The sequence below is a fragment of the Bythopirellula sp. genome, from assembly GCF_041737835.1.
GTDB lineage: Bacteria > Planctomycetota > Planctomycetia > Pirellulales > Lacipirellulaceae > Bythopirellula.
Window position 1 is genome coordinate 1 of record NZ_JBGSQY010000014.1, and the last position, 26732, is coordinate 26732.

Consider the following 26732-nt stretch of genomic DNA (forward strand, 5'->3'; position numbering starts at 1 on the left):
GCACACACCTGGATTTTTTCTATGCACCAAGATTCAAACCGCAGAGCGGGGGAAGAGTAGTCGTCATGGTCTCACAAATCGGTACCAATGGATTCGACGGAAGCGGAAAGCCTCAGCTGCTGAAAGCGCCTGAGGTTGCCAAGATTGTTTCAATTTCTACCCGAACTTTGTGGCGACTGGTGAGTGCTCGAAAATTTCCTGAGCCCATTCGCATTGGTGGCAGCACTCGCTGGCGTGCGAAGGATGTGGAACGCTGGATTGAAGACGGTTGTAAGTAGCCTCCCCACGATCAAGAATGAATTCCGAAAGGAACCCATACCATGGCGTCAATCTACAAACGAACTCAAGAAAGCGGCAAGAAACGGTCCTGCTGGTATATCGGATACAAAAACCACCTCGGCCTGAGGAAAACTGTGAAAGGATTTTCTGATCGGTCAGCGACGGAACGCCTAGCGGCGCAACTGGAGGAAGATGCTCGGCTGGTGCGCCGGGGTTTGAAAGCCGCGCCGGAGCAGGATGGCGAAGGTGCCATCGATCAGCATGTAAATGATTTTCGACGCCATTTGCAGGATCGAGACGTGAGTCCGCTGCAAGTTGATACTGTGACGACTCGGGTGAAACGAATCATCACTGGCTGCAAGTTCAGTCGACCTACTGCTATTCGCGCCACGGCGGTGGATAGCTTTCTCGCAAAGCTTCGTGACGAGGGACTCAGCAAGCAGACAACGAATCACTATGTCAGAGCATTTCGTCAGTTTTGTTTGTGGTTGGTCCGTACTAAACGGCTCACAGAAGATCCGACGGTCGAATTGAAAATGCTCAACGTCCGCGCCGATCTTCGCCATGAACGTCGCGCGATTTCGGTCGAAGAATTCATTCGACTGTTGGAAGCCGCTGAGCAAGGCTCTCCCGAAGTAGGCTTGACTGGAATTGATCGGGCCGCAATGTACCTTCTCGCGGCTTCCACTGGCTATCGGCGTGGCGAGATTGGGAGTCTCAAGCTGCGGGCCTTCAATTTCGAGACAACCCCGGCGACGGTAACAGTGCAAGCTGCCTATAGCAAAAGGCGTCGTTGCGACACGCAAGTTTTGCCGAGCGAAGTGGCAGATTATCTTGGCGTCTGGTTAAAGGCAAAGTGTCCCCGACCGGAGGAGCTGTTATTCCCCGTGTCGGCTGCCGCCGGGGGTATTGATCGACGTACTTCGGAAATGATGCAAAGAGATCTAGCAGCGGCTCGGTCAAAATGGCTCGACGAGGCTCAAACTGCTGACGAGCGCACCCGACGAGAAGAGTCTGACGTGCTCGTGTATCGAGATCGCGAAGGTCGTTACGCGGATTTCCATGCGATGCGGCATACGTTCATCACCAACCTGGGTCGCGCAGGCGTGACGCCGAAGACGGCGCAGAAACTTGCCCGTCACTGCGACATTCGGTTGACGATGAATGTCTACAGCCACACTGACCTCAGTGAGGAAACGGAGGCCATCAATCGCTTACCGCGGATGCTCCGTTCCGGTGATGGCCGTGCGGCACTGCCCTTAAGCCCTAAGGAGGGAATCAATCAACCTTGTCCACAGCATCTGGGGAGTGCGCACGAGACTCAACCTGACACGGCGGGGCAATTGGGGGCACTAGGTAAGAGTGGGGCGTCTTTTCAAAAAGACCGCGGGCTGTTAACGCAAGATGTTATCCAGACAGAAGTTGACGCTCCCAGTCACAACGCGTCGCAGGAGAATTGTAGTACGCCCGGAGGGACTCGAACCCCCAACCCCTGGTTCCGAAGACCAGTGCTCTATCCAATTGAGCTACGGACGCATGTCGTTTTTCGCTTGTTTTAGGGTTTTTTCAAGCTAGGGTGAAGGTAGTGATTATACCACCACACCCGAGACCACACCCGCCCGCTAAACGTGGGTAAGTGAAGTAAGCTTGAGCATGAAACCCAAAAAGCCACATAAGGACTTCCCTCTCTTTCCCCATGCCTGTGGTCAGTGGGTAAAGAAGGTAAGAGGACGCCTACATTATTTCGGAGTGTGGTCCGATCCGCAAGCCGCATTAAATAAGTGGCGGGAACAAAAAGACGATCTTCTAGCCGGACGTACACCGCAAGCTAAAGGCGATGGGCTAACTCTCAAAACCCTCGTCAACGCGTTCTTGACCAGCAAAAAGCGGCTAGTTGCCAGTGGTGAAATAAAGAATAACACGTTTCAGGACTATTACACGAATAGCGCGCGCGTGCTGAAAGTGTTCGGCAAGCAAAAGATAGTGGCATCACTACGGCCTACCGATTTTGAGAAGCTCCGAGCCGACTTCGCGACAACCCACGGACCCGTATCACTCTGTTCCGACATTACCTGCACGAAAACATTATTCAAATATGCTGACGACATGTTTGACGTGCGGGTGAAGTTTGGCCAATCCTTCAAGAAACCCAGCCTAGCTGTGTTGCGGAGAGAACGGCAACGCCGACCAAAGAAACTTTTTACGGGTGAAGAGATCCATTCCATATTGGAAATCGCCAGTGTTCAACTGCAGGCGATGATTTATCTGGGAATCAATTGTGGCTTGGGTAACCACGATTGTGCTTTGTTAAGTGTATCGGCACTTGATCTAAAGAATGGCTGGCTTGATTATCCACGACCGAAGACTGGTATTGATCGTCGAAGTCCGCTTTGGAAAGAAACGATCAAGGCGCTTAAGGTAGCAATAAATGGTCGGCCGATACCCAAAAATGAAGAGCATCTAAACAGGGTTTTCATTACTAAGTACGGCAATACTTGGGAGCCAAAGAGCGACTACGACAATCCAATCAGCAAAGAAATGACAAAGCTGTTGAAGGCATTGGAATTGCACCGTCGAGGTGTAGGATTTTACGCACTTCGACATACGTTTCAGACAATCGCCGGGCAATCCCGCGATAGTGACGCCGTTAGATTCATCATGGGACACGTTGAAGATGTTAACGATATGTCGACAAGATACAACGAAGAGCGCGTCAGCGATGATCGATTGAAGTCAGTCACTAACTTTGTCCACAACTGGTTTATCGCTTCGAAGCCGAAGCGCAGGCGTAAGAGCGCTTAGTGAAAAAAATCGATGACATCGTTTGGTTTCGCTTCGCGTTTGTGCTTGCGAGGCGGCTCCGGGTTTCTGTTTTCTAGGTAGATGTCTATGGCCGTCTTAGTGACACGAAATCGCGGCCGTTGGCTTCCGTTGCCGATGTTCGACCCCTTAAGCTCGCCCGAGCGAATCAGGGCTATGACTGCCTCCGGGGTAATGCCGAGTAGTTTAGCAGCACTTGGCGGCGTAAGAGCTTCTGGCTTCTCCGTCGTTCTGCTGGATGCAGCTACGCAAGCTGCTACGTACCGCTTGGCATCGATTACATCGCAGTCAGGGATAGGAGCACGGACAAGATCCGCATGGCCGGTCGTGGCCATAACTGCAGAGACCTCATTGACTATGTCGGCCGCACGATGGCCGGACCATTGTCCCGTCGGATCAGATTCATAGATTGAATCGAGTTCGCCGAGTAGCTTTTGCAGATTCATTGCGCGGCCGTACATAACTAGATGCTAATTAAACAGGGACTTAGCAAATATACGCCACAGGGAGAACCTTTCAGCCCACGTACTTGGGAAGAAACTCTTTGTCTATTTCGCAGACTCTTCCGAGAGTTATAGTGGTAGTACTGATTCCAACTTTGCCGACGAAGTACTCAGCGGTAACTTGAACGAACCGAGTTCGAGATCAGCACGGCTTTAATACCCATTTCGCCGACGCAGGTGGCAACGGGTAATGAGGTAGTGGTTAGCAATAGCAATCCACACCCGCGGGAAAAAATGTTCGCCTCCATGACTGGATCGTTGACTTGAGCAACTGACTCTTAATCAGTAGAAAGTTACGCACGTATAGTTATCTCTTTGAGTGCGCACCATATGCGCACCAAAGATACCCCGATGCTTTGCCCAATACTAAAGACCTGCGGGAAGCTTTAGCCGATCAATCGTTAGAGCAGGCGACTTATAGGCGTAGTTGTCGTTCGCTTCACTCACCACCCCGCAATTATAGGCACTTGCATCCCATCGCAAGCCATCTGCAGCATCTTCCATCCCGCCTTGGATGTGTAGCTATACCCACCGACTTAATGGCAATCATACTCGAGGTGTTGCTCGAAATACTTCCGCTTTTTAATTTAGGAGTGAATGTACGCACCCCGATTCGTTTTGAGTGTTCTTGCGGTTGAGAAACAAGCTTGCTACCGACATGGGGGACGTCTGGTTCTACCAGATTCGGTAGCAACTACCGACATGCAGACCGAAGTGCTCCCTGTTGGAATCGAACAGGACCCGCAAATCCCGCAAGAACTGACCCTGCCCAATATAGTGTATGCGAAAGTGTATGCAGGTTTGCTCAGAACATGGCCAGATTTGATCTCAGTCGTATGCAGCTGGGGGCACCTCACGACCGAAGCCCGCACTCAGATTCTCGCGATAATCCAAAACTGTCGAAAACAGGGCTAGTTAACCGACTACAGATTTGCATCGGACTGGTCACTGACCGTGGCTTATGGTCCCGCGGGAATTGAGGCTCTTAGAGACCAACCGCGGTAGGGTCCATTCGAAAGGCGTGAAACAGAAAGAGCGCCCGGCAAAAGTTCAGAAAATGTGGTATTTGCAGCGAGAGTGTCGGATATGTTTTCCACCCAAGGACTTCGCCGAAGTCTCTCCGCCGTCGCCAACGCATCGGCCCCTCACTTCCTGCTGGCGGCTGACGCGAGGAGCAGAGGCGGGCGGGGCGCAGTCCTTGTCGAACCCGAGCGGAGGTCTCGGCCTGTACAGAAACTTCTGATACAGACATTGGCATTAAGATTTGCTATCAACCCATAAGTTCATGACGATGAACTTCATCACTAGTTTTCATACCACGCATGTCAACATTTCCAAGCCAGAGTTGGGAAAAGATTTGACCTTTCTCGCCCTCGCGGCGTTCCTCTGCAGGCTAAAGATGCGCTACTATCTAACCACTCTGCCGGTAACCGAACCACGCATAACGGCCTCGATTTCACTTCGAGTCGAATAGTTAATGTCACCGACGACCGAATGAGCGAGACACGACGCGGCCACCGCGAACGAGATCGCATTTTGACCGCCAGCGAGTTCTGGAGTATTGAGGGCGAAAATCAAGCCAGCGGCGAAGGCATCGCCCGCGCCGACTCGATCGACAATATTGCGGATTTCATACGGCCTATATCGGTTGTCGTTAAGCGGAGCAAGGTGGACCGAGTCATCTTTGGCAGCGTAGAGCATCCCGCCCCAGTTATTGTGTGTGGCTGAGATGCTCTGGCGCAGCGTGATACCTACTCGCGATATCTGCGGAAACTGCACAACGACTTGACGCGCGACGTCAAAATACCGCTCGATCGCAAGTTGACCCGAGTGAACATCGGTGTCTGCGGCCTGAATGTTGAGCACGTCGTGGCAATCTTCCTCATTGGCAATCAGCAGGTCGACAGAGGGCAGAATCTCTCGCATCGTTTTCTCCGCAAGTTCACGCGGATTCGTACCTGCCCAGCGCCAGAGTTTTTTGCGAAAGTTCAAGTCACACGAAACATTGAGACCTGCCACCTTTGCCGACTTAGCAGCGGCGATCGTGCTTTCAGCCGAGTTTTTCGACAGCGATGGTGTAATACCACTCAGGTGCAGCCAAGTTGCATCGCTAAATATGTTCGACCAGTCGTACGAGTCGGGCCCAGCCAGTGCTATCGATGACCCTTCACGATCATAAACGACTTGGCTGGGGCGCTGATTAGCCCCTGACTCTAAGAAATAGAGGCCTAGTCTTCCTGTTTTGCTTCTAATGATGTGGCGTGTGCAGACACCTAACCCTCTTAGTGTTCCGATACATGAATCTGCGATACGGTTGTCTGGTAATGCACTAACAAAGCTTACATGGGCCCCCAATATGGCCAGTGACGCTGCTACATTTGCTTCAGCTCCGCCAAAGGTAAACTCCAAAAGTCCAGGTAATTGCTGTTGCAATCTACGCATGCCAGACGGACAGAGCCGGCCCATAACTTCGCCGAATGTTATGATCTTTGCCACTGCTGTCATCTCCGCCCGTTAATCTATTATTTGGTACACGGGGCTTATTGGCTAAAAGTGAGAGGTGCCTAGAGTACGCCAAACTCATCGAATACGCTACGCAAAGTGCGACCATTCAACATCTCACTTCGAGCAGCGTTTTCCATGGAGAGTTTCTCAGCAGCGAGGCTCATCACTTCAGCCTCCACAGCGCGCGGGATCACTACCACACCGTCGAAATCGGCGAAGACAAGCTCTTGCGGATGCACTAGTACTTCGCCGCATCGGACTGGTACATCGTACGCCATGACCCGTCCGCGGCCCTTGCTGTCGACAGGTCGGATGCCGACATGAAAGACCGGAAACTCCATGGCAATAATCTGCTGGCAATCGCGGATTAGCCCATCGCAGACACAGCCCACGCAACCGTTCCGCTTGGCCAATGTACTCATCAGCTCTCCCCACGGTGCATTTGTGAGGCCGGTATCAGTCGAATGCACTGCCACGTCGCCAGGACCAAGGGAATCCATGGCGTCAATTTCTAGGCCATATGGATCTTCTTCAACAACGTAATCCGTCTCCATCCAGCGGAAAGTTCGCGCCCGTCCGGCAAAATTGCATTGAGTGGGAGCGAGTGGCCGTAGGCGCTGGTGCATGGCACGATCGCGATAGCCAAGGTCATCCAGGATATCGCAAACTGCCGGCACCCGGAGTTGCTTACGCATCCACTCAAAAAGAGATGCATCCGATTGGGGTATGGTAACGGTATGATGGTGCAACATAAAACGGTTCACATATGACAAATAGGTGGTTACAGCTACTCTTCACCAGCGTAGGCGATGAGGTCGACTTCGTACTTCACCAGATCACCCAGACAGCCGATTAATGTCGTGCGCGCTGGATACGGTTCAGAGAAGTACTCGCGGTAGATTCGATTGTGTGCGTCCCAATCTTCTTTGTTGGAGAGATAAACGCGCACCTGCACAACCCGCGAGAAGTCGAGTCCCGCGGCAGCGAGCACGCGACGGACATTCTCATACGTGCGATGGGCTTCGTTTTCGAACGTGTCTGGAATTAGCTGCCCGTTTTCATCGGCGGAGGCCATGCCAGATACGAAAACATAGTCGCCCGCACGAATGGCCGGCGAGAACGGAAGCGGGCTATTGATGACATCGGGGCCGCGGACAGGTCGGAGTGGCTTGAAGGGCATCCTATCTGCTTCCTTCTTTCATGGCAGGGCGGCGGCTTGCCACAGACTCATCTCCCCACACGTGGGCCGCGCCTTCTGGTATCGTGGGCCAGGCATGGGGATCGTCGAAGCGCTCGATCCGGCTGTCACTTTGAAATTCGGCACGCGTAATTTCACGACCTTCGCGTGCCGATAGTTCGCAAGCTGCGGTGACTTCCAACGCTCGCAAAGCGTCGTGAATCGTGGCGCAAGTTGCACGACCTGCATCAATGGCGTCGGCGAACGCGTCGTATTGTCGTCGCCATTCGGCAGAGAGTGGCTTCCAGTCGAGTGCTTTCCGGTTTCCTGCGATCTCCAGTTCTCCGCATCCCGTCACAAGATTGAACTGTAGTCTTCCATGCGGACCTTGAACCGCGATTGTCGACGCCGGCAATTCGGCCAACAACCATCCAACTTGGATATCAAGGGTGGTCCCGTCTTCAGAGTTGATCCGCGCGCTCCAAACATTCGGGCCATTGAATATATCGCGTGTCTTACGGGCGGTCGCCGTGACGCGCGACCAATTAGCATGGTGCCAAAGGCCAACATAATCGATGACATGTGACCCTTCATGCGTTAACGCCGAACTATTACGCAAAAAGCCTTGGATTCGAGACAGGTGGACCTCGTTTTCCGCGTCAAGTCGTTCATCAAAAATATTGACATTAATTTGGAGCGGCGAGCCCAGATCTGCGGATATCTGTTGGATGTCGCTAACCCAATCGCCGTAACGAAGCACAAAGCTGACCTGATAGACACATTCGCGGCTGCTGATCAGGTGAGTGAGGCGGCGGCCCGCGGCGACACTTGCAGCGAGAGGCTTTTCGTCGAGTACAGCCAAGCCTCTTGCAAGGCATTCTTCGACGATAACGGGGCTGACCTCCGGAGGAAGTGCAAGCACAACTGCATCGAGCTTTTCGTTTTCCAACAGCTCGCGCCAATTGCGATAGGCGGGAATTCCACCCGCGCGGGCGGCAAGCAAGTTAGCTCGCGACGGCGAAACATCGCAGACCGCTACCAACCTGAAACGCTCGTGCGTAAGCATGGTGGGCAGATGCCCGTACTCCGCAACGTCGCCACAACCGATCAGACCTACAGAAATCACTGTGTTCTACTCCTTGTCGGACTCGCATACCACGGAGCATAGAAGTTCCGTTTGCTCGCCATTTGTCGATGTGTTGGAAACGATTCCCGGTGCGTCCGGCCAATAGGCTGCGAGTAGATTCTTTAGCACCGGAATGGTCGTGTCGAGAATCGATCGTCCTTTTTGAGCCGACGCCAGCGATGGTTTCCCCCAAACACCGCTGGTCGTTATGTTGTCGAACGGTAAAGAGCGTGTTACGGGTGCGCCACTCAGCATATCTCCACGTAGCAGGTGTGATTCGGGTACGATGCCACCGTCGATGATCGCTTTATTATTTACAAGGTCAGGGCGAATAGCCATGATCAAGCTGGTTTCGAATTCGCAGGCATGCCCGACAGCGGGATAAGCGCCTTGAACGAGCGGACGAAGTTCGGCCGCCGCGGCTCGGAACCAAGTAGCAAAAACGACTTCACACTCAGGCAGAGTGGTGGCGAGTTCTTCAATCGTCGCAGCGCCTTGGGCCATATTGCCGCCATGCGCGTTGAGCACGAAAAACCGGCGAAAGCCATGGGCCGCTGCGGAGCGCAGGACTTGTTCGACGGTCGCGCGGAACGTGTTGTGATCGACCGTCAATGTCCCAGCGAAAGCCATGTGGTGCAGGCTGCAGGTGATGCTCAGTGCCGGCATCACAAGAAGCGCCTCATCGCAGACGGCGTCGAGTTCGCAGCTCATCGCCTCAGCGATTAAAGTGTCGGTAGCCACGGGTAAGTGCGGGCCATGCTGTTCAAGTGCACCGATCGGCAATACACAGATCGAGTCGCGTGTGCGGCCGTCGATTTGCCTAGAGTTCATTTCTGACCAACGCATGTTACGACCCCAACGGCAAATAGCCGACAAATCCGACGATTAACCAGCGACCGTCGATCCGGTGTAGGCGATAGACGCTTTGTCCCAGTGCACGATGACGCTCGCCTGTGGTAAGCAGAGCCTCTGCACGAAATTGCTTCCAGACGACGGCGCGATCATCGGCGAGATCAACGCGGGCGAACGTCTGCATAAGGTAGAGAAAAGCGCGGTGCGATATATCTGCCAATGGCACCTGTCTATATGCCTCTGCCATTCTGAGCCAGTCGTCTCTGTAGGAATCAACTGTGGGATATTGAAGGCTCCAATTGAGCGGGTCGAACGAACCCTGGGCGCTAATGCCATCGAATCGCATTGGTGCAAAATCCTCTTTGCACACCGACCAGTCGCATTCCACAAACGCCTCGGAATCGCGGGCAACAAGTATCTCCCACAGCGCATGATGATCGGGCTCACGGTGCGCGTCATAAGGATTATCAAGTGTACCTCGAGCCACGAGGTCAATTTGTTCTGCATTCGTTTCCATCGTTACCATACTTCTAGTTTCCATTTATCAATTGTTAGCCATCTGCGATGGCCGGGATGCCGGCTGCCATGCCACTGATTCATCGACCGATTTTGCTGCGTAGGTACTCTGCAACCAGCAGGCAAAGAACGCTCCACCGCTCACGATTGAGACGAGTGCGAGCACGCCGGCCAGCCACCAATGGAGCATCACGGAGCAAAAATAGGCGTAAGTCATCGTGAAGCAGAATACAATCCCGCAAACAGATGCGCACAAGTCCCAACGGAACTCACGGCGTTGTTGTGCGGGATCGACTAAACCTTCAGCGACCAACGCGTCTCGGATCGGTCCCCAAGCGCCCGGTGGGCGAATCTTCAGGTAGAAGCTGCGCAATGTATCTGGCGCCTCCGCGGGGGTGAGAAGCGCGACGGCGACGCTTCCCACGAGGCCGATGCCCAACAAAAGTAGCGTTGGCTGCCAGAACGGCCACGTGTTGGCACCGAAGCCAAACCAAATCAGACTTGCCAGCGGCACGGAAATGACGAGTCCAAAAAGTTCACCCCAGATATTGAATCGCCACCAAAACCAGCGGAGCCAAGCTAACGGGAGTGCCGGCGTGATCATCGCCGCGTTGATGAACATGACCCACGGTTCGATGTCATGAATACCCACGGCAAGGACTGTTCCGGCTATCATCATTGAAATCATTACGATGCGAGCAACACGAATATGCTCGCGCTCGGGCGCATCCGGGCGGATGTGGCGGCGATACATGTCGTTTACGACAAACGACGATCCCCATTGCAACAATGTGCCGACTGTGGACATGTAGCCCGCGAGAACCGCAGCGATCATCAACCCGCCGAAACCAGGGAGTTTGTCAGCATAACGGACCACTAACTGCGACCAGACGCTGATCGACGCGGCCTCACTACCGTCGGGGAGAACAATTGTCTTGTTCATGCCAGGATCGGCCGACGGAAAAAGGGCGATCGCTAACACGCCCAGCGGCAACAATGGAACCATTCGAATCACGAGCGACAGAACGCAGTTGAACATTTGGCCGAGCACCGCATGGCGTTCATCTTTCGCAGCGAGGCAACGCTGGGCGGTCCAACCTTCGCCGGCGGAGGGGCTGCCCGCGAGGAAAAGCCCAATGACGATGAGCGCCAAAAACGTCCATGGATCGACGAAGCGATTGTCACCACTCGACGGCGGAAATATCTGCCAAAAGTCGGGGCCTCGATTAGCAATGGCGCGGTCAAGCATCTCTTGATAGCTGCCAAATTCTTGGATCCCGAAGAACCAAATTAGGAACGCAGCGGAGAAGAATATCGCGAATTGGGGAACGTCGACATAAGCAGCACCAAGCAGTCCGCCGAGTACCGTATATGCGGTGGCTACGGCACCAAATGTAATAATCACCCACACTGGATCCCAGCCAATGAGCGGAGCGAGTAGTTGGGCGAGTAGTGCAGTGCCGTACCCTAGAAAAATGGTGGCCCAGCAGACGCAAGCGTAGACACCGTAAAAGCCTCGAAAGCGAGCTGCAGTTTTGCCGGAATAGCGAAATTCCAGGAGCTCACCCGTGGTAACCAAACCGCTGCGCCGCCACATTTTGGCCCAGAAGATACCCACAAGCGGCATCCAAATCGGCCAGGCGATCCAGGCGATTTGGTTCAAATACATGAAGCCGCCCAGGAAAAACAGCCAGACCCATCCGCCACCGGAATCAGAGTACGTGGACACGTTGGCGAAACCAATGACCCACCAAGGCAAGCTCCGCTCGCCAATCAGGAAGCCATCGGCAGACTTCGTCGCAGCACTGGAAAAATATACTCCCATTCCGATCATCGCGAGAGAATAGACGATGATCACTCCCCAATCGTATGGAGTAAGTGAGAGCGCCAGACTGTCGGCAAGCAACAGATTCAAGGGGTACTCCTTTTAAATGTCATTGCCGTTGCAAGCGCGTCTTCCAGGCCGAGCAAAGAAAGGGCGTCGCGGTGGATGAGTTGTTCTATTTTTTCGGCTGACAAAGAAAAGCGATCGATTTTCACATTAGCGAGCGCACGTAGGCCTGTGGCAGTTTCAGCAACTGTGGTTACAGGGGAATCGGTGCCGAATAGGATTTTTCCCCAGACGTTGTATTCCTCAACCAGCATTAGGCTGTGAAATAATTGCCACGGCCGGTAGAAGAGGGCACTGATGTCGGCAAACAGATTCGGGTGTTTGCGAATTACGGCTACTGTTTCGCCCTCGTAGGGGTGGCCCAGATGCGCCAGGATCATTTTCACATCAGGGAATCGGCAGGCAACGTCATCCAGATGGCGTGGTAGCGTGCAATCCATCGACGCTTTGGCCACGAATGTCGTGCCGGTGTGTAGCAGCACCGGTAAATTGTGCTTGGTCGCATACACCCAAAGAGGATCAAGCGCCTTGTCTTGGGGATAGAAGTTCGCGTACATCGGCAGCAACTTGACGCCGCGCAGGCCAAGTTTCTGATGCCCTTCGCGCAGTTCGTCTTGCCAATTGGGCTGCGTTGGATCGACCGACAGAAAGCCGATCATGTGCTCTGGATCTTGAGCGACGTAAGCAGCAATATCGGCGTCTTCGATCCATGTGCCGGAGTGGCGCGCTTTGCCGCCAAAGACGATTGAGACCACATCCTCACCGTCGGGCAGGCCGGCTCGGTACTTGGAGTAGCTCGTCTCGAGGCTGACCGTGTTGATTCGCATCCGCCGCGTGTCAGCGATGAACTCATCCGAAAAGCACCCAGCGGGCCAGTGGTGCGAGTGAACGTCGACGATCATGATTTGACCTCAGTTTTCGCTGGACGCGCGGCTCCATTGGTTTCGGAGGGTCTTCGGGTCAGGGGTTGCTCTTCAAGATGCAGCAGCCGTGCCGCATTGGTGTAGAGCACGCTATCAACATCGGCTGGCGAAAGACCCGCCTCTAGTACGTTGTCGATGCGTTCCGGCAACAGCTTCCATGTACCTGCGCCGAAATCAGAACCGAAAATGATTTTGTCCGCACCTCCGGTCGCCACGAGATGAAGCAAGTCGCCAGGTCGAGATCCACAGTAATTTCCATACAAGTTAGGCAGATCACGGATAAGCTGCGCCGCCGGATCGACGTAGTCTGCCGAGCCGGCATGCCCAAGTACGATCGTAGTTTCAGGCGCCCAACGGGCCAACTCGGCAATTTGATACGTTGTGGAATAGGGTGGTGTGCCATCATGGAATAGCACCGGTACTTGATAACGCCCGGCAACCCGTAAAATCTGGAGCATGGTGTCGCGCAGCATGCTCGACGCGAACGCTTGCAACCACGGATGAAACTTCACGCCCCGAAACCGTGGGTTTGCCAAGCAGCGTTCGAGTTCGTCGACCGCGTCTGCGCCCACTTTCGGATCGACCGTGACAAAGGGAATCAGTCGGTCGGGACGGAAGTTGGCCCGTTCGAGGAGGGCATCGTTGTGCGCACGGCAGTCTTCGTAGAATCCCATGATCGTAAAGACGCAGGCTATATCTACGCCGTGGCGATCGAGGGCGGCAATCATATCAGCCGCTGAGGCTGTTTTAACGTGCAGCCAACGTTCGTCGAGATGGGTATGGAAATCGATGATGCGTGTCATGTGCGGCGATACAACCTTTAAATGGCAACTACGCAGTGAGTTTGAACAGGCGTTCGGCATTCTCACAGAAAATGGCCCGGCGAACGTCGTCTGGAAGCTCCAACCGTTCGAGGGACCGCAAGTTGACGCGGTAACGATTGCGCGGCTCGGCACTACCGAACAACACGCGCCCTGCCCCGTGCGTGTTGATCACTTCCTCTATTCCTTCAGCCCACAGGAGCGAGCCGTCGAGATAGAGATTCGGAACCGCACCAATCGCGGCGGTCATTTCAAACCACATGTCGGCATAGCCACCGAAGCCTGCGATGAAGTCGATTTGTGGGAAGCGGCGGGCGACTTCCACGACAGCGATGACATCGGCAAAAACATACGTTCCGGTGCGGAACATGATTGGCCAGCCATACTCTGCGGCCCGTTCGTAGATCGGGTTGGCAATGTCTTCGGTCGGAAAGAAACCTTGTCGTAACGGATCGAGAAACAGTCCGACCGCACCCAGGTCGCGACACCGCGCCAGTTCTTCGAGTGCTGGGCGACCCCACCAGGGATTGATGCTTGCTAGCCCGCGAATTCTCGGCCCCGTCTTGAGCACCAAGTCGTTGCCTTCGCGGTGGTTCACGACCAAACCACTTCCCATAGGTCGCGCGATTGCCAGTTCGATACCTGCGTCGTCCATGCGGCGCACCAATTCACCCTCATCGAGCGCGAGGTACACTTCATTTCCGAGCATCGCATGAGCGTCGATGAATCGATGTTGGCTAGACACGTGGTGTTACTCCGAAGCCGGGCCCAATTGGTAGTTGCACCCTACCATGATCGAATACAATGGGGGGTTCGACCGCCGATTCCTTGTAGAACATCGCGCCCATCAAGTCGCAGGCGAAGCGATCGACTGGAAACGCGCTTAGGCTCGCGGCCAAGCAAACATTCGGAGCCTGACCAAGGTCCGTTTCCAGATTCGAGCCAATCGCACATGGGATACCGGCTGATTGCGCGAGCTTGGCCATCCGCAAAGCATGGGTGAAACCGCCGTTCTTTCCAGGGTAGATCGAAAGAATGTCGATCGCCTCAAGCGCTAGTGCTTCGTCAAGCTCGTCCGGAGTGAACACCGCTTCGTCGGCCATAATTGGCACGGACGTGCGCTGGCGGACTTCGGCAAGCAAAGAGATCCGATCACGGCGAGTGGGTTGCTCGGCCAACGCGAGATGGAACGGTTCCAGGCGATTGATCGCGTCGGCAGCTTCTTCTGCCGTTGAATGTGCACCGTTGTCATCGATAGTGAAAACCGGTTCGTCGCCGAGTGCCTCTCGTACGGCTCGCAGTCGTGCGACATCGTCAATGCCAGGCACGGCGGTTTTGAATTTCAACGTCCGCACGCCAGCAGCCCAGAATTCTTCGGCTAGTTCCACGGTTTTCTTTGGCGGGTAAGCGCCGATAGTAACGCGAGTTGGTACAGTTGCCACGGTCTGTCGGTCGGCAATGAGAGCGGAAACAGACGTGTGCTGCTGCTTGGCCCACAGATCCCAAAGCGCAATGTCGATCGCTGCCTTGCCAAAGGAATTACCGTGCAACTGACGATCCATGTGAACAACAGCGTCAGACGGATGATCAAAGCTGGCGCCGACTACCAAGGGTCCTAGTAAATTGTCGATCATCCACTTTGCCGATTCGGCCGTCTCGCCGCTCCAAATCGGAGCCGTAGTCGCTTCCCCGTAACCACAGATGCCGTCAGAATTGCGCACTGTCACCACGAGATAGCGTGACGCGGTATGTCGGCCCAGTGATGAAACGATCGCGCCATCTATCCGCACTGGATAATCGACGATGCGAGCCTCGATTTCTCTTACGCAAACGGTCATTTCGCCTCCTGATTCGTGGCAATCGCTTGCTTGGGTACCGCACGTCGATCGACCGTGCCACCCATTGATGGATAAGCGAAGACACAATTGCGCACATGAGCGGCGATACCTAAAAACACCGAATCTTCACCAAGTTCGGCGAGGCGAATATCAACGTTGGCGACAAGTTCAGGTAGCGAGAACTTCGGGAGCGCTAGACGCAGCAACGATACCAGCGATTCCCCCGCACCGACAAAGCGGCCACCGAGAATAATACGTTCAGGATTCAACAAGCTAACCGCATTACCAAGGCCGATTGCCAACGCGTTCGCTGCGGTCGACATCACTTCGCGGGCTTTTTCATCACCGCGCTGCGCCGCTGCGAGCATTTGGGCGAAATCATCTCCTTCCGATTCACCGCGCGGCGCAATGCTATCCAGTTCGGCTGGCAACGCACCCTGCCACAATGCCGCTAGACGCGAAGGAGCCAAATGAGCTTCCAAGCAGCCGCGACCGCCACATCCGCATAACGGCCCGTCAATCGCAACGCGCGTATGGCCAATTTCACCAGCAGAGCCATCCCTGCCTGCGAGGAGGGTCCCGCCCTCAACAATACCCCCGCCAATACCTTCCAAAAGAGTGACGAACAGTACGTGCTGGGATCCACGGCCGGCACCGTATGCGACTTCTCCGAGCGCTTGCCAGCCATCGCTACGTTGAATAACACCCGTCAAACCAGTAGCAGCAGTCAAATGGTCGACGACCGGTACGTCATTCCAACCAGGCACATTGACGGCACGAAGCGAACGTCCTGTGGCAACGTCAACCGTACCTGGATCCGCTGCCCCCACTCCTACCAGCCCAATCCCTAAGCTGGGGGCCACTTCGAGGATCTGCGATACGCATTTGGAAATGGTGCGAAGCATGCTGGTCGCGTCGCCAAACGGCCCCTTCCATTGCCGCTTCCAATGGACTGTGCCAGCCAGATCAACCAGTGCAGTCGTAATAAAATCCTGGTTATACCGCACACATGCCACGCCGAGACGACGCAGGTCGAGTTCAAGGAGGGACTGTGGACGCCCTCGGCCGCTACCGGTGGGAGGTGCAATCATGCTCTCACGTATCACACCGTCACGGAGCAACTCACCACAGATTTCTGAAAGACGAGAAGGTGGTAATCCGGTAGTCTGCTTTAGACCCACACGCGAACGTGGTCCTTCATGAAACAGCGACGCACATATTAATGATCGATTGTAGCCTCGCTTCGAATTGCGATAACCGCCTCGAACCGGATCTAAAGTAAGCGGGGGAGACGACGATTCAGTTGGTCGATTGGTCATTTTTGACACCGGTTGCCGAGAATGCGCGATTGCAATTCGATCCCTTGCGACGTTGCACCGAACGAAACTGTCACGATTCAGCCGGATTCCACAGGTCTGCTGTCAACGCAACAGTAGGAGTTGCTTTTTTTACAGCCCATGTCAACGGAATCTGCGTAGCCGCCAAGTACAGTCACACGTGAGGATAACGCTTTCGCTCCGCCTGACGAATTACTTACAAGTATGAATTTAACAGGCATAGATACCCGCGTCAATCGTTTCGATTAAATGCTGCAAGGAGCTGTCGAATACGCAGAAATGATGAATGGAATAGAAAAACATGCCGCTGGGCAGAGAGAATTTAAAACTTCCACAAATGTATTAAAAAGAATTGACAGCGTTTTTAGCGGGGGTTAAGATCGCGTTTAGTCACTCCAATCGGTGAGCCGTGCGAGTTAATTCAGCGCACTGCATGAGGTGCTGCGAGGCCCGACAGGGCAGCGGGCTTCGCAGCGGCAGATGCCCTCGAAATTCGCGTGGCCCTTGATTGATCAATTTGCATCTTCGCCGAATCTGGGGTGATGAACCGTAATAGAAGAGCGTGGAATCGGTTGGTGCGTGGCAATACCCATACCTGGAAAGCTGTGCACTTGGTGGAAGTAAAGTCAGGCTCTCGTTGCCGGCGCAAAGGCAATTGAACACGTCGTACTATGAACTCCTGGAGATTCTCTTCATGTATTTCGCATCTCGCTTTAGATTTGGGCTTCGATTTGTGTGCATCTGCGTTGGGGTATGTGCCTCTCTAGCTGTCACCAGTCGCAGCCTCGCAGTTAGTTTTAATTTTGAAGCTCCTACCTATACGGCAGGTTCTATCGTAGGGCAAAACGGTTGGGTAACTAATAACTACATCCCGGGTCCTTTCTTCGGCGGACCCAATGGTGATTTCGCGATTTCTACCGCATCGCCTCTTAGCGGCAGTCAATCGCTAAGTTTCAATCAGACTGCGGTCACTGGGAATGAAGGAAGTCCCGGGGCAAGCGACGTTGGCAAAAGTGAAGTGATTGCGATCACTCCGGGCACGCTCGGAGCCGATTTGGTTGTTTCCTATAAATACACTGCCACGGGAAACTCCTTGAATGCGAGTAGTTACGGCGGATTGTTTGTATCCCCTGATGCGATTAATGGCTACGGCCCGGTATTTGTTGAATTTCGCGGCGGCACGGTTGTTAGCGGCCAAAATTTCGCCGTCATACCATTTGACGAAATTATCTATTTCCCGGACGACGTATTGGATGTTCGCTACGAAGTGGACTTCGACGCTCAGCAAGTTACCTACAAGTTCACGAATTTGACTTCGGGAGAACCAGAGTTTTCACGGACGCTAGGGTTTATGGCCGGTTGGGGACCGGAGGGCGCGAATGGAGAATACTTGGTCGACGTCGGCATCCTGGGTCGGCGCGGAACGGTGCAATATGACGATCTCGTGTTGGAGCAAGCGATCGGTCCTGTGATTGAAGAGTTCAGTTGGGGAAGCAACGTTTCGGGGAATTGGAATACGCCAGCCAATTGGGCTCCCACGGGAATTCCTGGGGCAAACCCAGGCGTCCAGACAGCAGTATTTGGAAGTACAATCACTGCACCACAAACGATCTACAGTAATTCGAGCCGCGCTCTCAACGGGCTTAAATTCAATAGTGCCCAGCCCTACACACTGGCCGGTCCAGGCAGCATTGACTTAAAAGCGAATACGTCTGGCACGACTCCGGTCGCACCCAAGATCGAAGTGCTCACCGGTAATCATCAATTGCAGTTGGCCGTCAACCTGAATGACAACGCGAGCATTTCTGTTTCAGCTGGTGCCTCTCTGACGCTCAACAATAAGGTCAATCTGGCAGGGCATACGCTTTCGACAAGCGGCAACGTGATAATCAATAACAGCGTGGTCGGTGGTGGTACTTTAAACTCTTCCGGTGGACTGATGGCATCCGGATTAACAGATATCGGCGGCAGTTTGGTGAGCAGTGGCACGCTGACAATCAATATTGGCGAAGACTCGGTCGATCAATTCTCTGTATCCAGCGACGCACTGCTCTCAGGCATTCTCGATATCGTGATGCAGCCAGGATTCGTTCCGACGCTGCCATTCACAGTCCTGTCGGCCGGCGGCACGCTCGACGCTTCGCAGTTAGTGCTTGACGCGAGCGACGTCGGTAAATTTTCGCTTTCCACGTTTGATAACGAACTTGTGCTCTCGTACGCGGGCACGGTTCCAGAACCAACCTCTGGCATGCTTCTCATGTTGGGTTTCGCTGTGATTGGCATCAGTCGAAGAGGGAGAAATTCATTGAAAGCACCTTTGGTCGCTGGGTTTGTTGTAGCTGTTATGGGGCTGTGCGAGTCTGTCAATGCTCAGACGTTCAACTTTGAAAATCCGCCGTACAACTCTGGAACGATCGTCGGTCAACAGGGGTGGAATACCAACGGATATATTACCGGCGATCCGTTCTTTGGTGGGGTTGTCAACGGTACCGTCGAGATCAGTAGCAGCGGGGCAATCGCTGGCGGCCAGTCGCTTCTATACACGCAGACGAGTGATCCGCCGGGCTCTGGTGGGCCTGGTGGAAGTGACGTTGGTCAACTGTATGCATTTTTTGGGACTGAAGATGGCACAGACGCGATTGATATGTCGACTACCTTCAAACTGCAATCGCAAGCTGGAACACTCGATAATGGTCTTACGGGGTTAGGCTTGAGCCCCGGCGGTGGTCGTAGTCCGCTTTTCGTCAATATTCGAAATGTCAATGCAACCAATGGCACGGGCGAGATCGCAATCGGTGACGGGACCAACATTCCAGTCGTTGCCCCGTACACCTCGGGCAACATTATCAATTTCCGCATTGGCGTCGACTTCGATACTGAGACCTACGAAGTGTTCGCCACGAACGTGACCCAAGGTACTCCGGAGACTCAGCTACCAGGATCCGGACCAAACGGTCGAATCCCGTTTTTCTTTGGAACAGCAGGTGATGACGGCGACGGCATAACGCACACTATGGACGTGCACGTGGTGCTTCGAAGTGGCGTAGCTCGAGCAGACGATATCGTACTCAACGGCGACCAGTTCAAACGAGCGGTATGGCGGAACAATTCGTCGAGCGCGTGGCAGCAAAACGAGGCGTGGATTCCAAAAATGATTCCGGGAATTGCGCAGCCAGGAGCCCAAGTTGCGGTTTTTGGTCCCGCCATTACCGGTCCTCAAACAGTTTTTACCAATTCAGCCGTGAGTGTCAGTGGAGTTGAATTCGACAACGTCAACAAGTACGCGATTGCAGGTAGCGGCAGCGTCAACTTGAAGGCTGACTCCACAATCCCTTCCCCTCCCAATCCGACCATCAATGTGATGAACGGGAGCCACGAGTTCCAGGTGGGCGTTAATATCCAGAACAATACGTCGATTAATGTCGCTGCGGGTGCGTCGCTCGACTTCAATAATGTTGTGAACCTCGGCGGCAACACTCTGAACACCGCCGGTGCAGTCGGTCTCAACGTCGGTGTTATCGGCGGGGGATCGATCGTGAACAGTGGGTCATTGGGAACTGCTGGTGCAACGTCGATTGCAGCCAATCTTACGAGCACCGGTAAGTTGCTCATCGATTTAGGAAGCAACAATACTGACTTCTTTAATATTACAGGAAATGCAACCCTATCCGGATTGATCGATGTGGTGCTTGAACCGAGTTTCGTGCCGAGTGGCACTTATACGGTTTTAACTGCCACCGGCACACTCAATGCTGCAGGTCTGGCACTAGATCCAAGCGATGCCGGATCATTCTCGCTTGGCGTGGTGGGGAAAAGTCTCGTGCTAACGAAAATCGCCGGTATTCCGGGCGACTTCGACCAAGACGGAGATGTCGATGGGCGTGATTTTCTTGTATGGCAGAGAAATACGAGCGTCGGCAGCCTTAGCGCCTGGCAGGCCAACTATGGAATGCCCGGAGGCTTAGCGGCTTCGACCTCTGTGCCTGAACCGTCCGCTTGGATCATTGCACTAGCGACGTTGACTCTGTGCTGTTGCATCCGTTCGCGGCAGTCTTAGTGCGGGTTTGTTCTTATGAATGTCTTGTTTGTACGAAGAGGAATCCCTTCGAAAAGCATTTGCCGTTTTGCAATGAAACAGTTATCGAGAAACTCACTTGTCCGCGGTTTGGTTGCGGTCGTATTGCTGGTCAGTATCTTGGGTTGCGGCCAAGATGCACCCAAAGGCCCACCGCTCGTGCAAGTTAGCGGTATCGTAACGTTAAACGGCAAACCTCTTGCGACAGGAGGGACAGTATCGTATCGCGATTCGGGTGGAATTATACAGCCCTCGGGGAAAGTTGGCTCCGATGGCCACTACGAACTATTTACCGATAAGCGTCCTGGTGCGCCTGTCGGCAATTACAGAGTCCTAGTATTTGCATCAGAGAGCCCTGAGCAAGCCGCCGTTCATGGCGGTTTGCCTCGGCTCATTGTTCACAAGAAATTTATGGATCTTACGACAACTCCACTGCACCGCGAAGTCAAGGATGGCAATTCCAGTGGTGCGTACGACTTGCAAGTCACTGGCATCAACTAGTCATAGTGTTTTTCGCGGCCGCCGCATTGCTGCCGTATAAAGTGCTCTTCGCGAAGGATCTCATATGGTAAGACGCTCATCATTCAACCAGGGATTCACATTGGTAGAACTGCTGGTGGTGATTGCTATCATCGGCGTTCTCGTGGCGCTCTTGTTGCCGGCGATCCAGGCTGCCCGTGAAGCTGCGCGGAGGTCACAATGCTCCAACAATCTAAAACAGCTATCACTTGGCGTGTTGAACTTTGAGTCCAGTTTGAAGTGCATTCCATACAACCGAACGAGCGACTATCCAGGCTGGACGCCCGGTTGGGATAAGTGGGGTGACGCTGCTGGACCGGGTTCGCGCGCTTGGAGCTGGCTCGCGTCAGTCTTGCCATATATTGAACAAGGTGAAATCTCTAAGCAGGCTGGTGTTCCCGACACCTACTTCGGTCAAACGAAACTCGTCGAAACGACAATTGCTACGTTCTTGTGTCCGAGCGACGAAATAGGATCGCGAGGTCCTATACAAGGAAGGTCTCGCTACATGCGGGGAGTGGCGCTTATCGGGCTCACAAACTACGACGGCGTAATGGGAGCCAATTTCTGCTGGGGAGAATATGCAAACCCGCGGAATCCGTCTGAGCCCGGTGACTGCGAGCCGTGGCTGTGGGGCGACGGTGTATTGCCAATCATGGGCTGGGCCAATCCGATCGAGCTTCGCACAATTACCGATGGCACCACCAGGACGATCATGATTGGAGAGCAGGCATTCGAAGAAGCGCGCGCCACATGCGCTCTCACAACCTGCTACGGGTTGGGGTACGCGTGGGCACATTCGGTCGAGGCGTCAGCATCAGCATCAATGCCTCTCAATCTGCCTCGTCCCGAAGAAAGCCCGGACTATCAGAAACACATGGGCTTCTCCAGCCGACACCCGGGTGGTGTTGATTTTGCGTTAGTCGATGGCTCAGTTCGTTTTTTCAGTGAGGACATTTCGCTGGGAGTTCAACGGGCGATGGCAACAATCAAAGGTGACGAGCAACTTGTTGAATCTAATTAAGGATACAGAAAAGGGCATCAATTGGTGAGTCAATTCAAAGTGCGGTCCATTGCGTTTGTTTGTGTTGTAGCGGCAGCTACTAGTCACCTGTGGGCGGCGATTGACTTGCCATTCAAGCAAGTTTTCGATGGCCATTCAGTTCCTGATGGCTGGACGGTAGATCAAGCGGAAGGCAGCAGTGTTGTTGCTAAAGATGGGTTTCTGATCTTCGAATCGCCCGCTGATAAGTACGCGGTCGTGCGACACGAACTTGGAGCCGACAATGTCACAGTCACTGCCAGAATTCATGATGCCGCTACCTTGTTCGTGGCTTGGGACGATGGCACTTATATCGGAACGGGCAAAGTGTCGCCGACTCCGTTTGCCAGGTTTCATACGATCGAACGGCGGGAAGGCCAGACATCCGAAAGAGATCACACCGGTTGTAGCGGATCGGCCGCACACCTAATGCGGATCCAACTCGGCGAAGATTGCATTCGCTTCCAAGCTGGCAAAGGAGATGGTGACCCGCAGTGGCTTACTCTGCGAACGATCAAGCGTTCGCCACAGTATGCGGGGGCACCGAAGGTAATCGTCATCGGAAAAAATCTCGATGTCATAGCAAACAAAGAAATGCTCGTTGACACGGATTCAGTCGGTCGCGGCAATCGCGGCCTCTTAGCAAGCGTTGAGGTAGTGGAAACGCCGGTTAATGCTTTGCGGATAACTGAGGATGAACGCAGTTGGGGCGACACCAAGCGCCCCGACCCGGTCGCGGACTTACTCAAAAATAAAGATTCCGACCCAACATTCGAGGCTGTGGCACGCTTCCATCCGGAGATGAAGTTTAAGCGTGAAATCGTAGGTGTGCCAGGACAGGTTCACGACATTGGCATTGATAGGCTGGGGCGTATCGACAACAGTCCATGGGCGCCCCCGATCGCGTGGTTCGAGTTTGGCGAACAGAACGAGCCGCTTGCTACGAAGCCCGAAGAATTGCGACATCGATTGCTGGATGGCTACGTACCGATCGACACCATCACGACGACCAAGGGCAATTCTCAATATGAAATGGAAGTCTTTGGCTGGTCGAAAGATTTTAGCCCGACGAACGATCTGTACGGCTATGTAAAGCTCACGGTCTGGGCGGGTGGTGATTCGGCCGAGCTACCCACAAAGATCACACTCCGCGACAACACTGAGAAGCAGCATGTGTGGGAGGTCAAGCCATCGGACACGGGAATGCTGACCCTCTGCATTCGTTTTAAGCATCCCGATCCCTCGACCGTTGAGCAGATATCTCTCGACGAATACCTGGGACATCACGCAAAAGCCGAGCGAGCCTGGCGCGATCGAATTGCAAAGAGTGCGCCATTCGAAGTTCCAGACCCTCGCGTCAACGAAGCTTACCGTGCCTGGATTGCTTACTCACTGCTCAACGCCGATGTCATCAACGATTTTTGGGAAGTTCATGATGGCGCGGGCTTTTACGATATCGTGTTCGGACACAGCATGTCGCGCTATGCAACAGTGATGGATCAATATGGCCAAGGTGATTATGCCGCCAAGCTGCTTGCTACACAAATTCACTATCAACAGTCCAACGGTCATTACATGCAAGAATGTGGGTTGCCAGACCAGGGCGCTTTTGTCATGGCATTGGCTAACCACTATTTGATTGGCAAAGATGCCCAGTGGCTTGAAGATAACAAGGATGCCCTCACGAAAGGATGTGAATGGATTATCGAACGCCGTGGCGAAGCGCCGAACGAGGGGATGTGCCGCGGATTGATCAAGTTCCGTCCCTACAACGATTACAACGACCCGGTGTTCAATTACCTGGGTAATGTGCTTTGCTGCCAAGCCCTCGAAGAGTCGGCCAAAGCATTACGTGGTATTGGGGACGATAAATTCGCAGATCGCTACGCCGCTGAAGGCGCCGCCTACCGCAAGAACATCCTTGATTCTATGGACACCGCGACGATCGAGCACAATGGCGTGCAGATGATCCCCATCGAACCCGATACGCACCGGCTACTGAAACTGTCGAAGTACACTGGTGGCGAGTATTACGGGCTGGTTGCTGCTGACCTGATGGACACAAATTTCTTTTCTGTAAACGACCATCGTGCGAATCTCTATGTGAACATGTTGGAAAATCAGGGAGGCTTGGCGGCGGGAGTTTGTGAGTTTCAGGAAGGCATTGATCACGCTTATACGGGCGGCTATTTACAAAACTGCCTGCGCCGCGGCCAAATCGAGAAGATGTTGCTTGGTTTCTGGAGTTACATGGCTTACGGCATGACCCGCGACAGCTATTCCCCGGTAGAGGTAACGCTCTACAAATCAGGCGAAAATCACTATACGCTGCCGCACACTTATTCATGTACGCAGCAACTTAAGTTGCTACGGTTGATGCTGCTCCGCGAGGAAGGCGATGATTTGATCCTCACCCAAGGCATCCCTCGTGACTGGCTCTCAGCCGGCAAACGCATCGAAGTGCGGGAAGCACCAACATATTTTGGACCTGTGAGTTACTCGATCGACGTTGTCGATTCGAACGAGCTCAGAATGCATCTCGTTCCCCCCATGCGGGACGCACCGAAATCCATCAGCATCCATTTGCGGAATCCGCAGCACTTAAAGATCGCAGACGTCGACTCCAACGCGGGCGAGAATATTAAGTTCGACGACCAAGTTATTACGTTGAGCAACTCGACCGAACCGCTCGATTTGACAGTGAAGTTTAAATAATCCTTTACTTATCCCACTCGCCGATCATTCACGGCTGAATTTGCAAGGCCTGAGAACCGCGCATGAAATACCGAATCATGATTCTGGCACTCTTGCTATTGACTGCTATCAGCTCAATCGTGTCGGCTGACGATGGACCGAAACACGTGACGCTGGGAGATGAAAAGGAACCCACGGTCGAGTTGTGGCTTGCATCGTCGCTGACTCGCGTGTTTCCGAATACCAAGCCAGGGTCTACGAAATTAGAACTGTTAGCGGCTCGCAACGGCACAGTTTCGTTCCAGGCTTGCATTCGCAATGAACGTATATGGTCGCTGCTGGTAAACGGCACGATCGAAGGGGCTGCCGGTTTCGATTCAAAAGTGCGTTTGGTTGGCCTCGTGCCGATGCCTCACTTCACGCATAACACGCCGACTGAAGATCTCGATGGCCTCGATGCAATTCCGGGTCTAGTGCCGGATCCGCTCCTGCCGGAAACCGAGTTTCGCATCGGCCCCAGAGAGAGCCGAACCTATTGGATCACCCTTAAAATTCCTGCCGACGCCAAGCCGGGCAAACGTGATCTCAGGTTCAAGTTCATCCTGGGTGACCATAAGCAAGAGTTCGAATTACCACTCACGCTCGATATCAGTCCGTTCGTAATCGAGCCACGACGCGATTTTCATGTCATTCATTGGTGGCGCGGCGAAGCGAATTGGGACTACTTTAAGACGGGCATGTTTGAAGATCCACGGTGGTGGGACATCACACGCGGCCAGTTGGAAAACATGCTCGCCCACGGCAGCGATGTCAGCTACGTTCCCTTGTTTTTCGACCGTCGTGAAGTGTTTAAAAGGCCTTGTCAACTACTGGTGGTCGAGGAGCCGGAACCGGGTAAATACAAGTTCGACTGGACCGAAGTGAAGCGGTTCACTGACATGTGTAAGGGAATTGGTTTCCGTAAATTCGAGTGGTCCCATTTGTGGATCTACTGGGGCGTGGAGAACCCGGTGCGGATTTACAAGAAAGAGGGCGATAAGTTCGTGATGCTGTGGCCAGAGGATGAACCGGCGCTCGGCGAGACGTACCTCAATTTCCTCCGACAGTTTCTGCCGTCGTTTCACGATTTTCTGGTGCAGGAAGACCTGTTGGATGACTCTTACTTTCATCTCTCCGACGAGCCAGGCGAAGGTCAGCACGTTATCAATTATAGGGCCGCTCGCAAAGTGCTCCACGAGCTTGCGCCCTGGATGAAGGTGATGGACGCCCTGAGCAACATCGAATACGGCCGGCAGGGGCTCACGGATATTCCAGTACCTCTGGTGGATTCGGCGCAGGCCTATATCGATGCAGGGATTCCGCATTGGGTCTACTATTGCTGTGTGCCGAACGGCAAGTGGCTCAATCGGTTTCTCGATACGCCGCTACCGAAAATCCGCATGTCCGGTTGGCTGTTCTATCACCTCAAGGCAGAGGGCTTTCTGCACTGGGGCTTCAACTATTGGCACATGATGGCCCGTGAAGACATTGGCGATCCGTACAAGGATTCATCGAACGGCGATTGGCCGTGGATTCCTTATGGCGATCCCTTTGTCGTCTACCCAGGCAAGGATGGCGAAACACTCGATTCGATCCGTTGGGAAGTCTTTGCCGAGTCGCTGCAAGATTATGCGATTCTGCAAACGGCGGGAATCAAGCCGGATGATCCCATGTTCGCCGAGTTGAAGAGCTACGCGGAATTTCCGCGCAGCGAAACCTGGATCAATGACACGATTGCCAAAATACTCAAGTCTCCGGCCAAATCGAATTAAGTA

Annotated in this window: 21 protein-coding genes, 1 tRNA gene and 1 pseudogene; 8 read left to right on the top strand and 15 right to left on the bottom strand. The window is 53.8% G+C overall.

Annotated elements, in window-relative coordinates:
* The coding region (locus tag AC6T8Q_RS03255; RefSeq protein WP_500677715.1) for a helix-turn-helix transcriptional regulator at nucleotides 1-278 on the top strand (278 nt) is incomplete at its 5' end.
* Between the two features lie 171 nt (nucleotides 279-449).
* Here AC6T8Q_RS03255 and AC6T8Q_RS03260 read toward each other — a convergent pair.
* Nucleotides 450-845 carry a hypothetical protein gene (locus AC6T8Q_RS03260; protein WP_500677716.1) on the bottom strand — a complete coding sequence of 132 codons (396 nt, stop codon included), beginning with the start codon at nucleotides 843-845 and terminating at the stop codon, nucleotides 450-452.
* Here AC6T8Q_RS03260 and AC6T8Q_RS03265 point away from each other — a divergent pair.
* A pseudogene (locus AC6T8Q_RS03265) lies at nucleotides 816-1403 on the top strand (tyrosine-type recombinase/integrase); the annotation flags it as partial. The gene AC6T8Q_RS03260 and the pseudogene AC6T8Q_RS03265 overlap by 30 nt on opposite strands.
* Before the next feature lie 338 nt (nucleotides 1404-1741).
* On the opposite strand, the gene AC6T8Q_RS03270 reads toward AC6T8Q_RS03265, so the two are convergent.
* Nucleotides 1742-1815, bottom strand: a tRNA-Arg gene (locus tag AC6T8Q_RS03270).
* Nucleotides 1816-1932: 117 nt separating this feature from the next.
* Here AC6T8Q_RS03270 and AC6T8Q_RS03275 point away from each other — a divergent pair.
* The gene (locus tag AC6T8Q_RS03275; RefSeq protein ID WP_500677717.1) at nucleotides 1933-3081 is read left to right on the top strand and encodes a tyrosine-type recombinase/integrase; all 1149 of its coding nucleotides are present in this window, start codon (nucleotides 1933-1935) and stop codon (nucleotides 3079-3081) included.
* Here AC6T8Q_RS03275 and AC6T8Q_RS03280 read toward each other — a convergent pair.
* The 13 genes from AC6T8Q_RS03280 to AC6T8Q_RS03340 all read right to left on the bottom strand — a co-directional run bounded on the left by AC6T8Q_RS03280 (nucleotide 3078) and on the right by AC6T8Q_RS03340 (nucleotide 16342).
* Nucleotides 3078-3560, bottom strand: coding sequence for a helix-turn-helix domain-containing protein (locus AC6T8Q_RS03280; protein WP_500677718.1), 483 nt, complete (start codon nucleotides 3558-3560; stop codon nucleotides 3078-3080). The genes AC6T8Q_RS03275 and AC6T8Q_RS03280 overlap by 4 nt on opposite strands.
* 1449 nt (nucleotides 3561-5009) lie before the next feature.
* Nucleotides 5010-6107: a sugar kinase gene (locus tag AC6T8Q_RS03285; RefSeq protein ID WP_500677719.1), complete on the bottom strand. Its 1098-nt coding sequence runs from the start codon at nucleotides 6105-6107 to the stop codon at nucleotides 5010-5012.
* A 59-nt stretch (nucleotides 6108-6166) separates the two neighbouring features.
* Nucleotides 6167-6802 carry an RraA family protein gene (locus tag AC6T8Q_RS03290; RefSeq protein WP_500677720.1) on the bottom strand — a complete coding sequence of 212 codons (636 nt, stop codon included), beginning with the start codon at nucleotides 6800-6802 and terminating at the stop codon, nucleotides 6167-6169.
* Between the two features lie 92 nt (nucleotides 6803-6894).
* On the bottom strand, nucleotides 6895-7287 hold the full coding sequence (locus tag AC6T8Q_RS03295) for a RidA family protein (protein WP_500677721.1): 393 nt from the start codon (nucleotides 7285-7287) through the stop codon (nucleotides 6895-6897).
* Nucleotide 7288: 1 nt separating this feature from the next.
* Nucleotides 7289-8410: a Gfo/Idh/MocA family protein gene (locus AC6T8Q_RS03300; RefSeq protein ID WP_500677722.1), complete on the bottom strand. Its 1122-nt coding sequence runs from the start codon at nucleotides 8408-8410 to the stop codon at nucleotides 7289-7291.
* Nucleotides 8411-8416: 6 nt separating this feature from the next.
* Nucleotides 8417-9256 carry a creatininase family protein gene (locus AC6T8Q_RS03305; protein ID WP_500677723.1) on the bottom strand — a complete coding sequence of 280 codons (840 nt, stop codon included), beginning with the start codon at nucleotides 9254-9256 and terminating at the stop codon, nucleotides 8417-8419.
* A 1-nt stretch (nucleotide 9257) separates the two neighbouring features.
* Complete coding sequence (locus AC6T8Q_RS03310; protein WP_500677724.1) at nucleotides 9258-9779, bottom strand: hypothetical protein; 522 nt, start codon at nucleotides 9777-9779, stop codon at nucleotides 9258-9260.
* A 27-nt stretch (nucleotides 9780-9806) separates the two neighbouring features.
* Complete coding sequence (locus AC6T8Q_RS03315; protein WP_500677725.1) at nucleotides 9807-11693, bottom strand: sodium:solute symporter family transporter; 1887 nt, start codon at nucleotides 11691-11693, stop codon at nucleotides 9807-9809.
* A complete protein-coding gene (locus AC6T8Q_RS03320; RefSeq protein WP_500677726.1) occupies nucleotides 11690-12571 on the bottom strand; it encodes an amidohydrolase family protein in 882 nt (293 codons plus the stop codon). Before AC6T8Q_RS03320 ends, AC6T8Q_RS03315 begins: the two co-directional genes overlap by 4 nt.
* Nucleotides 12568-13395, bottom strand: coding sequence for an amidohydrolase family protein (locus tag AC6T8Q_RS03325; protein ID WP_500677727.1), 828 nt, complete (start codon nucleotides 13393-13395; stop codon nucleotides 12568-12570). The genes AC6T8Q_RS03320 and AC6T8Q_RS03325 overlap by 4 nt, the downstream gene beginning before the upstream one ends.
* A 28-nt stretch (nucleotides 13396-13423) precedes the next feature.
* Nucleotides 13424-14158 carry an amidohydrolase family protein gene (locus AC6T8Q_RS03330; RefSeq protein ID WP_500677728.1) on the bottom strand — a complete coding sequence of 245 codons (735 nt, stop codon included), beginning with the start codon at nucleotides 14156-14158 and terminating at the stop codon, nucleotides 13424-13426.
* On the bottom strand, nucleotides 14151-15251 hold the full coding sequence (locus tag AC6T8Q_RS03335) for a mandelate racemase/muconate lactonizing enzyme family protein (RefSeq protein WP_500677729.1): 1101 nt from the start codon (nucleotides 15249-15251) through the stop codon (nucleotides 14151-14153). Before AC6T8Q_RS03335 ends, AC6T8Q_RS03330 begins: the two co-directional genes overlap by 8 nt.
* Nucleotides 15248-16342 carry an ROK family protein gene (locus AC6T8Q_RS03340; RefSeq protein WP_500677730.1) on the bottom strand — a complete coding sequence of 365 codons (1095 nt, stop codon included), beginning with the start codon at nucleotides 16340-16342 and terminating at the stop codon, nucleotides 15248-15250. Before AC6T8Q_RS03340 ends, AC6T8Q_RS03335 begins: the two co-directional genes overlap by 4 nt.
* Before the next feature lie 1264 nt (nucleotides 16343-17606).
* Between AC6T8Q_RS03340 and AC6T8Q_RS03345 the strand changes: the two genes are divergently transcribed.
* The 5 genes from AC6T8Q_RS03345 (at nucleotide 17607) to AC6T8Q_RS03365 (ending at nucleotide 26729) form a co-directional block, all read left to right on the top strand.
* A complete protein-coding gene (locus AC6T8Q_RS03345) occupies nucleotides 17607-20645 on the top strand; it encodes a PEP-CTERM sorting domain-containing protein (protein WP_500677731.1) in 3039 nt (1012 codons plus the stop codon).
* 72 nt (nucleotides 20646-20717) lie between these two features.
* Nucleotides 20718-21164, top strand: a complete 447-nt coding sequence (locus AC6T8Q_RS03350) for a hypothetical protein (RefSeq protein ID WP_500677732.1) — start codon at nucleotides 20718-20720, stop codon at nucleotides 21162-21164.
* 64 nt (nucleotides 21165-21228) lie between these two features.
* The gene (locus AC6T8Q_RS03355; RefSeq protein ID WP_500677733.1) at nucleotides 21229-22206 is read left to right on the top strand and encodes a DUF1559 family PulG-like putative transporter; all 978 of its coding nucleotides are present in this window, start codon (nucleotides 21229-21231) and stop codon (nucleotides 22204-22206) included.
* A 24-nt stretch (nucleotides 22207-22230) separates the two neighbouring features.
* Nucleotides 22231-24939 (top strand): glucosidase family protein, encoded by a 2709-nt coding sequence (locus AC6T8Q_RS03360; RefSeq protein ID WP_500677734.1) that lies wholly within the window; start codon nucleotides 22231-22233, stop codon nucleotides 24937-24939.
* Nucleotides 24940-25001: 62 nt separating this feature from the next.
* Entirely contained in the window at nucleotides 25002-26729 is a 1728-nt protein-coding gene (locus AC6T8Q_RS03365; RefSeq protein ID WP_500677735.1) for a glycoside hydrolase domain-containing protein, read from the top strand.
* The last annotated feature ends 3 nt before the right edge of the window (nucleotides 26730-26732 follow it).